General features: G+C 40.8%; 10 protein-coding genes and 1 riboswitch. Of the genes, 6 read left to right on the forward strand and 4 right to left on the reverse strand.

Features of this window, described 5'->3' with window-relative positions; genetic code table 11:
* Positions 1–131 precede the first annotated feature (131 nt).
* Entirely contained in the window at positions 132–2,453 is a 2,322-nt protein-coding gene (locus QZ076_RS20580; protein WP_293716915.1) for a patatin-like phospholipase family protein, read from the reverse strand.
* A 195-nt stretch (positions 2,454–2,648) separates the two neighbouring features.
* On the opposite strand from QZ076_RS20580, the gene QZ076_RS20585 reads away from it, so the two are divergent.
* Together QZ076_RS20585 and QZ076_RS20590 are read left to right on the forward strand one after the other, a co-directional pair.
* On the forward strand, positions 2,649–4,265 hold the full coding sequence (locus tag QZ076_RS20585) for an ATP-binding protein (protein WP_293716917.1): 1,617 nt from the start codon (positions 2,649–2,651) through the stop codon (positions 4,263–4,265).
* A gap of 82 nt (positions 4,266–4,347) precedes the next feature.
* On the forward strand, positions 4,348–5,583 hold the full coding sequence (locus tag QZ076_RS20590) for a BamA/TamA family outer membrane protein (RefSeq protein ID WP_293716919.1): 1,236 nt from the start codon (positions 4,348–4,350) through the stop codon (positions 5,581–5,583).
* Positions 5,584–5,670: 87 nt separating this feature from the next.
* Here QZ076_RS20590 and QZ076_RS20595 read toward each other — a convergent pair whose 3' ends face one another.
* Positions 5,671–8,223 carry a DUF5686 and carboxypeptidase-like regulatory domain-containing protein gene (locus tag QZ076_RS20595; RefSeq protein ID WP_293716921.1) on the reverse strand — a complete coding sequence of 851 codons (2,553 nt, stop codon included), beginning with the start codon at positions 8,221–8,223 and terminating at the stop codon, positions 5,671–5,673.
* A 136-nt stretch (positions 8,224–8,359) separates the two neighbouring features.
* Complete coding sequence (locus tag QZ076_RS20600) at positions 8,360–8,908, reverse strand: AAA family ATPase (RefSeq protein ID WP_293716923.1); 549 nt, start codon at positions 8,906–8,908, stop codon at positions 8,360–8,362.
* 170 nt (positions 8,909–9,078) lie between these two features.
* A riboswitch (TPP riboswitch) is annotated at positions 9,079–9,175 on the forward strand.
* Between the two features lie 22 nt (positions 9,176–9,197).
* Between QZ076_RS20600 and thiD the strand changes: the two genes are divergently transcribed.
* The 4 genes from thiD to thiC are packed head-to-tail and all read left to right on the forward strand — an operon-like array spanning position 9,198 to position 13,043.
* Positions 9,198–10,046 (forward strand): bifunctional hydroxymethylpyrimidine kinase/phosphomethylpyrimidine kinase, encoded by an 849-nt coding sequence (gene thiD, locus QZ076_RS20605; RefSeq protein WP_293716925.1) that lies wholly within the window; start codon positions 9,198–9,200, stop codon positions 10,044–10,046.
* A complete protein-coding gene (locus QZ076_RS20610; protein WP_293716927.1) occupies positions 10,043–10,639 on the forward strand; it encodes a thiamine phosphate synthase in 597 nt (198 codons plus the stop codon). The genes thiD and QZ076_RS20610 overlap by 4 nt, the downstream gene beginning before the upstream one ends.
* Positions 10,630–11,325: a thiamine phosphate synthase gene (locus tag QZ076_RS20615; protein ID WP_293716929.1), complete on the forward strand. Its 696-nt coding sequence runs from the start codon at positions 10,630–10,632 to the stop codon at positions 11,323–11,325. The genes QZ076_RS20610 and QZ076_RS20615 overlap by 10 nt, the downstream gene beginning before the upstream one ends.
* A gap of 11 nt (positions 11,326–11,336) precedes the next feature.
* Positions 11,337–13,043, forward strand: a complete 1,707-nt coding sequence (gene thiC, locus QZ076_RS20620) for a phosphomethylpyrimidine synthase ThiC (protein ID WP_293716931.1) — start codon at positions 11,337–11,339, stop codon at positions 13,041–13,043.
* A 3-nt stretch (positions 13,044–13,046) separates the two neighbouring features.
* Here thiC and QZ076_RS20625 read toward each other — a convergent pair whose 3' ends face one another.
* On the reverse strand, positions 13,047–13,901 hold the full coding sequence (locus QZ076_RS20625; RefSeq protein ID WP_293716933.1) for a patatin family protein: 855 nt from the start codon (positions 13,899–13,901) through the stop codon (positions 13,047–13,049).
* Positions 13,902–14,016: the final 115 nt, after the last annotated feature.

A 14,016-nucleotide genomic window follows, 5' to 3' on the forward strand; every position in this document is an offset into this window, starting at 1 on the left:
ACCTGTAACCGGCTGATCCGTAGTCAGCTACTCTATTCAGTTGAGCTACGCGGCCATTGTTTCGTGATTGCGAGTGCAAAGGTAGTGTTTTCTTTTAAACTTGCAAGACTTTGCTATATCTTTTTTTCAAATTAATCTAACATTTTTGGATTGAAGATCAAGTAGCCGATATTCAGTCCGAAGTTGAAATTCTTCGCCGGATAACTATATCCATTGGCATACAGACTAATAGAGGCAAAAGGTAATTGCAGAACCAGAGCAGCCTCTCCCATATACTTAAATGAGTGAAGAAATTTCCCATAATAAGGAACTGCCATATAAGAGTTGTTCGTAGTACTGATTTCTTCCTTCTTTATCTCATATAATGGAGCAAAGCCATATAGGTCGAGACGGAAATGAAGCAATTTACTGAATTTATAAATTGGTGAAATCCCTGCTGCAAAATATTGATTCGCTCGAAAAGCCTCATTAAAGACAATTTGACTATGCGGTGTGGGAGTAAAAGCAGGAGCTTGAAGAACAGACGCCGTATAGTTATTCATCAGGTTCTTGCTGGATATAACCAACTCTCCCTGGAATCCCAGATTAAAACGGTTACTCAATGTTTCATAATGCTGCCACTCCCCTTTCAGCTGTAACCAGCTGTGTACCTTCCTATTGACAGGTTGGTTCTCCGAGGTCAACGTAGAAGGTGTATAATTTTCTGTACCCGTAACGTACTGGGCAATCAGAAATTGCTTCCGTCCCGCTATCGGATATTGCTTGGCATCCAACGAATTTCTCTCAATACTGAGTGAACCGCTAAAAAGGTCATACCGACTATGATCGAATGTCGAGTTTGGAAACATCATACTCGTACTCTGAAAATAATAATCATTCAGGCGTCCATAAGCAAAGCCTATTTCCGATTTAGCCCTGTTAAGGAACGGGAATCCAAGCTTAAGCTTCATATATAGTTCTTTCTGTTTGATAAAAGCCGGTAATACATCTTCATAAAACAACGATTGGCTTTCCGAATATCTTTTGTCGGAGTACACTCCCTGCCAGTTCAGATAAGTAGGTATCTTGGTTTGTAAATAAATGCGTCCGCTGAGCATAATACCGCTAAAAGAATTACCGACCTGAAAGTTCGCATTCACATCGGCTGCATAACGACCTAAATATTGATAACCTAAGCCCAGAAATAACTGGTTTGCCTGATGCGACGAGACATTTCCTCCGAAACCAACGGTAATTTCTTCTTTCATTTTAACATCCAGATAAAGATCAAACTTTTTTTCTCTTCGGTTGTAAACGGCATGAGGCATGATCTCTTTGATCTTTGAAGAGGTAAGCATTTTGAAGTAAGCCCGTTTGAACTCCTCCATTGAGAACTCGTGGTTCATATCACGGTGTAACTGTGCTTCGATGTATTTACGTTGCGATTCCGAAACGCCTGTTACATATATATTCTGAAAAATCAGTGGAGGCAAACTTTCTTTATAGGCAACTCTTCGCATATTAACTTCTGTGAGTGGAACCCTGCGAGGAACCCTTTGTTTAATGGAATCCATCATACTCATTGTCCGTTTATAGCCTATATCCATCAATTCTTTTGCTTTCTGAAAGTCAAGTAATGAAACAGTAGGGAAACTGAACTTTACCATCATACCATCTTCTTCCGGAATATCATACTCCGTTTTTTGCATGATCATTGTTTCAATTTGACTATATGCGTTGCTGGAAGGCTTATTATTACCACCGGCAACTGTCGATCCGAAAATAAAATCTGGATGAAAAGCCTCTTTCATTGGACCTACCGGAAAATTATCGTAAATACCACCATCGAAAAGAGGAATGCTATCTTTCCAGATAGGTTGAAAAAAGAAGGGGAAAGTCATAGAGGCACGCACTGCATCTCCCAAGTCTCCATTCTTGAATATGATCGCTTTCTTACTGTAAATATCGGAGGCTACACAGCGAAATGGTACAAACAGGTTGTCGAAATTCCATCCGGCTTTAGCTGTTGCCTGTGAGAAGAGTGCCATAAATGCCTGGTTCATCTGGATCGGGTTGATAAGGCTTTGTGGCAGAAAGTTTGCTTTTATCTGTAACGAATCTGTCATGTCAATAGAGAAATGGCCGAACTCAGGTGTTGGGTCCGGTCTTTTAAAATAATATTTATATTCATTCTCTACTGTTCCGGTTTGCCAATAACCTAATTCTTCCGACAACATCAGTTCCAGCATTTCTTCGGGAGAATAACCCATAGCATACAAACTACCGATAATGGAACCGATGGATGTGCCGGCTATATAATCGATAGGTATACCATTCTCTTCAAGCGCCTTAATGACTCCTATATGTGCAGCACCTTTTGCTCCTCCTCCACTTAAAACCAATCCAACTTTCTGTGCATTAACCGGTTGTAAGAATATTAACAAAATGGTTATCAGAACAGCTACTTTCTTCATACTTACTTCTTCTCTGTTTACATCTTCAAAAGTAAAGTTATTTTCTCAGATAACAAGGAGACTCGGTCGCTTATTCTGTTAAGAAATAGAGGTAGAATAGAAAATTATTATGAAATTCAACAGTATTCGGAAATTAATTGAAATATAAATGATACATTTGCGAAGATTTGTAAAGGGTAAAGTAATAATACAGATATGGGAATACTCATCGTGATAAACTTTATAATCTTGATGCTAACTTCGGATATAGCCATATGTATCCCGGTGTTTCTGATTTTATCTATTATAATAGTCTTACTAATATTTAAAAATCAAAAACTCATTCGTGAAAATAAGACTTATAAAACCGAAACACATTCGTTTAGTCTGGATATTTTAGATAATCTTCCTTTCCCTGTTTTTGTAAAGAATATAGACGACGATTATAAATATGCCTACTGGAATAAAGAGGCTGAAGTGCAATCGGGTATCAGACGGGAAGAGGTGTTGGGACAATCGGACATGGAACTTTATGGTCCCGAACGAGGTATGAAATATCGCCGGATAGATGAAGAACTGGTAAGTAAAGGACAGAATTACCGGGCTGAAGAGGACTATGTAACTAATGATGGCGTATTACATAATACAATAGTTAATAAATCGATCATCTCTCACGAAGGGAACCGTTGGCTTCTGATTGTTCGCTGGGAAATAACACAAATGAAGGAATATGAAAAAAAACTCCTTCAGGCAAAAGAAGAATTAGAAAATGCGGCTAAAACCCAGAATATGGTACTTAGCAGTATCAACTTCGGCCTGATCTATACAGATAAAGATTATATAGTACAATGGGAATCTACTGCTAATCTGAAAGAACTGGGCAAAGGTCGCAGATACACTCCCGGAAAAGTATGTTATGAAACTGTTATGGGGAGAAAAGATCCGTGTCCCCGTTGCGCCTTGAGTGAGGCTATGACTAAGAAAGAGCCGGTACGCCATGAATTTTCAGAAGGAGATACAACGGTTGAAATCAGTGCTATTCCGATATTTGACGATACCGAAACCAATGTTCTGGGAGGATTGATGAAAATCGAAGATATTTCAGATAAAAAGAGGATTGAACACCTGATGTATGAGGTTAAAAAAGCAGACGAAGCCAATCGACTGAAATCTGCTTTTCTGGCCAATATGAGCCATGAGATCCGTACTCCGTTAAATGCAATAGTCGGTTTTTCTAGCTTATTGACAGAAACGGATGATCCTTCGGAAAAAGAAGAATTCATCCATATTATATCGATGAATAATGATCTTTTACTTCAACTGATTAATGATATTATCGATATGGCAAAGATAGAATCAGGCTCACTGGACTTCACATACGATCAAGTGGATATAAATGAATTGATGGAAGATATCTGCCATCAGATAAAGCTGAAAAACACATCGGATGCAATCCTTATATCTTTCGACCAAAAGTTACCCCAATGTGTGATCAATACAGACCGGAGCCGTCTGATGCAGGTAATAATCAATTTCCTTACCAATGCTTTAAAATTCACAGAGAAAGGTTCTATTCTATTCGGATATACAATGGATGAATCCGCCGCCGAGATCCGCTTTTATGTAAAAGATACCGGAATAGGCATACCGGAAGATAAGAAAGACCAGATCTTCGACCGTTTCGTAAAATTGAATACCTTCGCACAAGGTACAGGCCTTGGACTTCCTATTTGCGCAATGATTGCAGAAAAATTCGGAGGAAGTATAGGCGTAGAATCCTGTGTAGGAGAAGGTTCCTTGTTCTGGTTGAAAATTCCTGTGCAGAAACCTTAAGTATTCCAAAGGCTATAAACAAAAAAAGCTGTTTATGTGTTTTCTTTTTCATACTTTTGCAACCTAAAATACAAAACAGTCGATGTTTAAACATGTAATAGTTTTCACAGGAGTGATCCTGTCTGTTTCTGCTTTGCCCGGAAAGGCACAGAATATAACGCCATCCGATACTGTCCCTAAAGAGGTTGTTATTATTGATGGAGAGCAACTAAACGATAAACAGTTGAAGCGCTATTATAAACAGTTGCGCAAAGATTCCATTCGTGCCCAGAAAAAAATATGGTGGTCTGTCCTGGGCGGGCCATCTTATACCCCTGAAGCTTCTTTAGGCGTTGGCGGTGCTGTATTAGCCAGCTTCAGGCTCAATAAGAACGATACGATTTCCCAACGATCTTTCTTGCCTGCCGGTATAAACCTTTCTTTAAATGGAACAATCGTTGTTGCCGGTGCCGGTACTTTCTTTTTCAATCAGAATAAATTCCGTATTTATGCCAGCTATGGATACAGGAATGAGCCTGCCCATTATTATGGGAAAGGATACGAAACGATCGATCATGTGGATAGAAGTGACTCGACTACCCGTTATCACAGAAGTTATTTCCAACTCTATCCCCGTTTTGTCTGGGAAGTACGACCGCACTTTTACCTGGGAGGTTTGTTTGATATCAACTATACGAAAGCTTCCGATATAAATCCGGTAATGGAAAAAGATCCTTATTTCAATGAGTTCAAATTGAAATATCTGAATGTAGGTATCGGAGGTCTAATCCAGTACGATACGAGAAACGATGTGGCAACCCCGACAAAAGGTGTATTGCTCAGTGGAAATATTAAAGCATTCGGGAAGTATCTCGGAGGAGCATATAATTACGAGATACTGGAACTCGAATACCGCCACTTTGTAAATGTCTTTCGTCCCCGAAGTACCTTGGCGTGGATTGCTAAAAGCCAGATTGGTATGGGGGATGTCCCCTACTCCGAATTACCTTCATTCGGTTCACCTTTCGACCTGCGTGGATATTACTGGGGTAAATACAGAGACAAATCGATGGCCTATGGTATCCTCGAATATCGGCATATGTTCGGTTCCCCGGCAAAATACAGTAGTGGTAACTTTTGGGCGAAATGTGGTTTTGTAGCCTGGATGGGGACCGGAACAATCGGTAATACCCCTTTTGACTGGAATAAATGGAAACTGAATTTCGGTGCCGGATTACGTGTTCAGATGCAGCCGGGTAAAAACTTCAGATTGGATATAGGAAAAGAACCTGGACTGGATGGAGTTCAGGTTTATATGAATATGACGGAAGCATTTTGATAAGAGAAAGAGTCTTTGCCACAGGCATGGCAAAACTCTGCCACAGGCATGGCAAAACTCTGCCACAGGCATGGCAAAGTTTTTATATTAGAATGATAATTTCATCGAGAAGCGAACACCTTTTGTCTGTATACCCGGATTATCACGATAAGTCAAACGCCAGACATAATCAAGACGAAGGAACTTAAAGATATTTTCAATACCAACACCGGCTTCCATATATGGAGTATTACCTAAAGTATACGAACCTTCCGGGAACAGATACAGATCTTTGCCACCGTAATAAGGGTTGTTTTTATCTGTCAGGTTGCCCCACATTCCACGGAATGACAGCACTTCTCTCCATTTCAACTTTTTGATTAATGGGAGGCGGTTTAAGATAAGCCCGTTCATAAAATAGGTTACATCCCATGAAGCGTATTCATCACTGATAAACTCCATTGCATTCATATTGGTATATGATTCCGGCTGAATGGTATAAGACAAGTTGGCATTCGGTAAAATCAGCAATGGATAAGGTACTTTATCCCACACTTTACCAGCTTTACCGATAATGTCTACATATCCGAAAGCGGAAAACCAGAAACGTTTCTGAATGCCGATATCTGTACGATTGTATGTATAATCAGCTCCCAGCACGCCTTTTCTTGCAGTGATATGATTCAATGTAAGTATCGGAGCATCGAAAGTGATCGGATATCGATAGTTACGTGTCTGATAAAACTTCTCGTTCGGGGCAAAGCGGAATTTAAACTCCATCTCTGTCATAGAATATGACTTGATTGGAGAGATATGACCATCGGCCTCGATTCTGTCAAAAACAGCATAATCTGTTGCGATCTCTTTTTTATTACGAAGGGTCACACCGTAAGCGATACCATTATAATGTTCCCGGTAATAAGCAAGTTCCGCATTTCTCAGATAAGTAGCACGGGTATCTCTCTGTCGTTTCCAGGCAAGGAAAATATTATCCTTGTTAGTATACATATACTGTTGTCCCAACTGATTGATATCGTAAGTATACTGTAACCGGATTGAGTTAACCGGGAATTCCTTACGGTATTCCTTTTTATCATTAAAGGAATATTCAATTAATCCGTCATATTTCAGTTTTCTGTCCGTAGTTCCGTATGCAGCATATCCTTCAAGAAAAAGACGTTTGCTGAATGCGGTAGTGGTAGTTCCTCCTACACGGAAACGAGCTCCTTCAATGGCATTACCACTGATGAAAGTATTCGCAGGTCCGAACTCAAACTTATTCTTTAGCGGATCGGTGCTGGTTCCGACATAACCGGAAGTAAGAATTGTGATAATCTTTTCCGTGACATAGAAGACGGGAACAGCCCGCAATTTGGCCATCAGTTTTTCTACCGTGTTCTGTTTTCGAACTCCAGCCTCTTCCGGACGGTTCAGATCCCAAAAATCATCCGGTTGTTTATAAGCATTCTGCAAAGTGAGTATCGGAGCACTTTCCTGAAATATATCCTGATTCTCAGGAGGTAAAAACGAATGGTCGCTATATATGTTTAACCTGCGGGCATACATACCCTTCGATTTCTCCGTCAGTTTGAAGTCTACATTTATATCATCTTTGGTAATGATACGCGTCCCATCTTCCGTTTTTTTAAACGTTTGCTCGATCGTCATTCCGCTGACAAAGTTCAGGTTAATATTCTTCGGCACATTTAAAATTGCTTTTTGAACAAAGAAGGTAGAGTCGAGTGTAACGAAAAGATGTCCGGTAAAACCGAAACCTTCCGAAACGAACGGGACAAATCCCAGATCGACACACTGCTGTCCGTTAACCTGGACGGTATCGAGCAAATAATATTTGTAGAAATTAGGTCCCATAGTAGAAAGCGGGCTTACGAAACGTTGCAGGAAGAGTGGAATATCATTTTTGAAGATATCCACTTCACGGAATACTTCTCCGAGGAACTGCTGTATCCCGTCACGCGAAAATACTTCATCCACACCAGCTGCTTTTGCTCCCAGCACCACTCTTTTCTCGGATTTAGGTTCCTTACGGTAAAATACACCCTCCACTTTCTCCCTTTCTGAAACCGGAAGGATCGTTTTGCCGATGTCCAAAGTATCGATATAATCGATCAGGAAGTCGAACTTCCCGGCTTTACCGTTCTCTTTCTTTGGTTTGGGATGATAATCGTTCATAGCGAACACCATCTTTTCATACTGGCTATAGCTAAAGTAATCATGATTACGCGGATTATTACTTTCGCGCGAATCGATAACATTCTTTACGAAAGTAACGGCAGGATTTTCTTTCTTACTGTATTTCTCCTTTTTAGGTTTGACGATAACCTCGTTAAGAGCGATACTGGAGGGTGCTAAAGCTACTTTAAAGTAATTCTTCTTCCCTATAGCTACTTTAAATTCTTTTTCTTCATATCCCAAATAAGACACCGACAGAGTTCGGGCATTAGATGATGTTGTTAATGAAAACTTTCCATCATCATCAGTTGTTGCCCCTATCGTTGTACCTTTAAGTATAACTGAAACATACGGTAACGACTCTCCAGTTATTGAGTCCGTTACAACTCCATTTATTATAGTGTTCTGACCCTTTGAAGCTAAAGCAATCATTACAAATGTCAGAATAAAAACAATCTTCTTCCCCATCATCACCTTTTATTTAACTCTCTCGTTAAGACTCCGCAAAATTATAACAGATTCCTCTTTCTTAATGTTCCAAATTGAACCGATTATATGCCAATTGACAACAAATCCCATAAAAAGGACTCTCAATATAGAATAATTAGGATACTCTTATACAATTAATAATAAAATTCCGTCTCTCCGTTACCGGAAGTTTAGGTATTTCTATCAATGTATAGCCTGCTTTTTCGTAAACCTCTTTCATTACGTAGTATGTATCTATTGCCTCATTAAACAATTGTTTTCGTTCTTTATCCGTACAATATATTTCTTCCCAGGGAGGCAGTATAAATACCGGATTATTATACCTATACTGGTCTACTGCCTGTTCTATCTTCTCGGTATTTACCAGCCCGATCAACCGCGCATAGGCCAATGTATCAGGGATTCCTCTGTCAAAGAATAATATCTCATCGTTTCTGGCATTAACCTGATATGATCCAATGGAACGTTCCAACATAAGCTTTGTGTACAATCCCGTATTTTTCCACGGAAGGGCTTCCCCGCCTTGTTGCATCTGCTCTTTTATTATTTCGCGTGCAACCTCTTCTACAGCTTTAAATCCCGACCTTTTAAGTTCTTCTATTAGTGATGTTTTACCTGTGCCTGGCCCACCAGTAATAACATATAAACCTGTTTGCTTCTGCATGATTTGTTTATTTAATTATTATGGCAAAAGGGAACTGCAATCCGGAAGAAAAGCAATATTAGACCCGAATTGCAGTGGCAAATATAAGAGATTATTTCGTTACTGCTATAAAATCTCTCTTAAATTTAACAATTCACTTTTGTTTTCTCCTGTCAATCTTGTTACCTTTGTCCACGAAAAGGGGGTGCCATACTGTAAACGGGCTGAGATTATACCCTGTGAACCTGATGCGGGTAATGCCGCCGTAGGAAAGACAGACAAAGGCTTTTCCCTCCTTTTGCATGTAAAAATGAAAACAGATACAACGTATCGTTATCCGACAGCACTTACAATCGCCGGTTCAGACAGCGGCGGCGGAGCTGGTATACAAGCAGATATTAAAACATTTTCTGCATTAGGAGTCTATGGCACTTCTGTGATAACATCCGTTACTGCCCAGAATACACAGGGAGTCAGAGGTATTCAGGCTATTTCTCCCGAGATACTGAAAGGACAGTTGGATGCAGTCTTTGAAGATATTACAATTGACGCTGTCAAGATTGGCATGTTACATAATAAAGCCGCTGCGGAGATTGTTGTAGATACGATAGATAAATTTTCTCCTTCCCATATAATTTTAGATCCGGTGATGATCTCTACCAGTGGTAATAAGTTATTGCACGATGATGCTATTCATATTATTGTACGCGAACTGTTCAAACGAACGACACTGGTGACACCCAATATCGATGAAGCTGAATTTCTTTCGGGTATAAAAATCTCTTCTGAAAAAGAAATGGAGCAGGCTGCCAATAAACTACTTGCATTGGGATGTCGTGCCGTCCTGATGAAAGGCGGTCATTTGAAAGGAGATAACATGACTGATATATTATATGTTACCAATTTAACTCCTCTCCGACTTTCGGCAGAAATAATAGCAACAACAAATGGACACGGAACCGGTTGTACATTGTCTTCCGCTATTGCGGCTTATTTAGCATTAGGTAAGAATTTACAGGAAGCAGTGAAATTGGCCAAAGAATATATAACAAAAGCTATTTTTGCCGGAAAAGATGTAACAACCGGTCATGGACACGGGCCTTTGAATCATTTCTTTGCTCCGATACCTCTGGTAAAAATAAAAACGAATGGGTTATGAAACTGATCGTTATTACAGTTCCTCATTTCTTCGAAGGCGAAAGCCGGATATTATCCTTTCTGTTTCAGGAAGGAATGGAAAGATTACATCTACGCAAACCCCAAAGTAATATAGATGAATTACGACGGCTGCTGGAGACTATACCACCAGAATACTATCCACGTATTGTATTGCACGATCATTTTGAACTCGTCCTGGAATATAAACTGGTTGGTATCCATCTGAACAGCCGGAATTATTCGGTACCGGAAGGATTTGAAGGAAGCATCAGTCGCTCTTGTCACTCGCTGGAAGAAATCCACGAGAACCAGGAACTGGCCTATGTATTCCTCAGTCCTATTTTTCAAAGCATATCCAAGGAGGGTTATGGCAGTGGATTCCCGATGGATGTGCTAGAAAAAGCGGCCTCAGATGGTATTATCAATGAAAAAGTGATAGCTCTCGGAGGGATGGACCCAACGACTATCCCTTTGATAAAGTCACTTAACTTTGGCGGAGTAGCTGTTTTGGGGGCCTTATGGGGGAATGAACCTTCCGGAAACCAAATTGAATCCATTATAGAACGATATAAACAATTAGCTTTATGGCAATAGAATATAAAACTGCAAACAGAGGTCGCTTCATTCCCCATACAAATGGGGAACGTCTGATGTTTATCACTCACCGGACATCCAGGTATACAGAAGCCGAGGAAGTTAAAATGGTTCTGGACGGAGGTTGTTCATGGGTTCAACTCCGGATGAAAGAGAATATGAATATTTTCACAGCCAGGGAGATCGGCCAATTAATCAATATGCATACTACCCCATGTGTATATTGCATCAATGATAACATAAAAATAGCTTTACGGTGTGGTGCAACAGCTGTCCACCTGGGAAAAGAAGATATTCCGGTGTCTGAGGCCTGGAAGAAAACCGGTGAGTTCCTTACTCCGGATGAAACCTTTTACATCGGTGCCACGGCTAATACTTTTGAGGATATAAAACGTGCCGTTGAACAAGGAGCCTCTTACATCGGATTAGGCCCGTTTCGTCATACGGAAACAAAAAAGAAATTAAGTCCGGTTCTGGGGTTGGAAGGATATCGAAAAATAATACAGCAATGCAAGGATGCTGGTTATAATATACCGATATTTGCAATCGGAGGTATTTGCCTGGAAGATGTCGGGGCATTGATGCAAACCGGCATAACTGGTATAGCTGTTTCCGGCGCAATAATCAATGCGGATGATCCTGTAGAAGAAACACGCCGCTTTATTAATGAAATAAATAAATACTAAAATATAAATCAATGGCAAACAAGAAGAATACGATGCGTATAACTTATCCGTCGTCGGAGAAAATATATGTACCGGGCGAGATCAATAAGATTAAGGTAGGAATGCGTAAAATCAAATTGCTGGATACTGTAACTGTTGAGGAGAACGGAGAAAAGATCTTCAAAAAGAACAATCCGGTAATTGTATACGATACCAGCGGTCCTTTTTCTGATCCGAAGATAAATATCGACATAACAGCCGGTATTCCCCGTATCCGTGAAGAATGGTGCAGTAAACGTAAAGATATCGAACAATTAAGCGAACTTACATCCGAGTATGGCCGTAGTCGTCTGGAAGACAAGAGCCTGGATGAGATCCGTTTCCCCAAACATCATCTGCCCTATCGCGCTAAAGAAGGGAAGAACATTACGCAGATGTACTATGCTAAACGCCGCATCATAACTCCCGAAATGGAATATGTAGCTATCCGCGAGAACCAGCAGATCGAAGCACTGGGTTTAAAATCATATATAACGCCCGACTTTGTCCGCAAGGAAATTGCAGCCGGACGTGCTATCATCCCGGCCAATGTCAACCACCCGGAAGCCGAACCGATGATTATCGGAAAGAAGTTCCTGGTAAAAATCAATACCAATATCGGTAACTCGGCTTTGTCATCGGGTATCAGTGAAGAGATAGAGAAAGCAGTATGGAGCTGTAAATGGGGAGGCGATACATTGATGGACCTTTCTACCGGCGATAATATCCATGAAACCCGCGAATGGATTATCCGTAACTGTCCGGTTCCGATGGGTACCGTACCTATCTACCAAGCTTTGGAAAAAGTGAACGGTGATGTGGAAGCTTTAAACTGGGAAGTCTATCGTGACACTCTGATTGAACAGGCAGAACAAGGTGTCGACTACTTTACTATTCATGCCGGTCTGTTGAAGAAACATGTGGACCTGACTGCCACCCGCTTGTCGGGTATTGTTTCGCGCGGAGGTTCCATTATGGCCAAATGGATGCAGCTGCACAATCAGGAAAACTTCCTGTATACCCATTTTGCTGAAATATGTGATATCCTAAGCCGTTACGATGTCGCAGTATCTATTGGTGACGGACTTCGTCCGGGTTCTATTTATGATGCAAACGATGCAGCGCAATTCGCCGAATTACATGCTATGGGAGATTTGACAAAAATTGCCTGGGAGAAATTCGTGCAGGTTATTATTGAAGGTCCTGGGCACGTTCCTATGAATAAGATCCACGAGAATATGAAAGAACAACAATATGCCTGTCATGGAGCACCTTTCTACACGTTAGGCCCGCTTACAACAGATATTGCTCCCGGTTACGACCATATCACTTCTGCCATAGGTGCAGCGCAGATAGCCTGGTATGGCACAGCTATGATCTGTTATGTTACACCGAAAGAACATCTGGGTTTACCTAATAAAGAAGATGTACGTAACGGAGTTGTCGCATATAAGATTGCCGCTCACGCTGCTGACCTGGCAAAAGGACATCCCGGTGCCCAGGTTCGCGATAACGCATTAAGCAAAGCCCGTTTCGATTTCCGCTGGAAAGACCAATTCAACTTATCGCTCGATCCGGAGCGTGCCTTGCAATATTATAAAGAAAGTGCGGTTACCGATGGTGAATATTGTACGATGTGCGGTCCGAACTTCTGTGCCATGCGCTTGAGCAAAGACTTACACAAAGAATGTAAAGATTGATACTTAGCGGGCGGTCGTAAGGGCCGCCCCTACTAAACGCTCTGCAAGCGCATACCCTTCATTATATAAAGCTTCTAACCGATCCGGATTACTGTCAGTCCGTCCTACTTCTATCTTTTTTTCCGGACGGATCACAAATACCTTTCCTTCCGCTTCCAGTCGATCGATATAATCGAGTACCTCATTATATCGTTTATATCTTAGTTTTAGTTGTTCGCGTATAGCAGGATACTGTTTATAAATAAAACCGGGAAGATAAAAGTCTTTATCTTTTTTGCGGTATCCTTTATTGCGGGTCAGAATAACGACATTCTTATGAAAACCGTCATCAATAGCATGTTGGATAGGTATAGCATCGCAAACACCACCATCGACCATCGGAATACCATCCACATACGCTACCGGACATAATACCGGCAACGAACAGGAAGCACAACAGATATCCACCAAACGGTCTTTATCCTGTTTCTCTTCAAAATACTCTGCTTTACCTGTTAAACAGTTGCTGGTAACCATCACAAAACGATCTTTCGACTTGAAATAAGTGTCGAAATCGAGCGGATAATCCTGTTCCGGATATGTATAGAACAAATATTTCATATCGATATAACCCCGACCACTCAAAAAGTGTCGAAGGCCGATATAATTATATTTTTTCAACAGATCGATATTACTGTATTTTGAACGCCCCCGCTGCCGGGAAGCATACGAAATACCGTTGCTGGCTCCTGCCGATACGCCGATCGTATAGGGAAACCAGATATCGTGATCCATAAAATAGTCTAATACACCGACCGTGAAGATGGCACGCATCCCCCCGCCTTCCAATACAAGTCCTGTTTGATTATCTATTACCATAACTCTTAAAAAATTAATAAGCCATTGCCTGGTTCACACCGGACAATGGCCACAAAAATATAATAAATCAGCGATAAAAAATAGTCTCTTTATAGAATAACTTCGTTCACTAACG

This window comes from uncultured Parabacteroides sp. (genome assembly GCF_905196875.1).
Classification (GTDB): domain Bacteria; phylum Bacteroidota; class Bacteroidia; order Bacteroidales; family Tannerellaceae; genus Parabacteroides.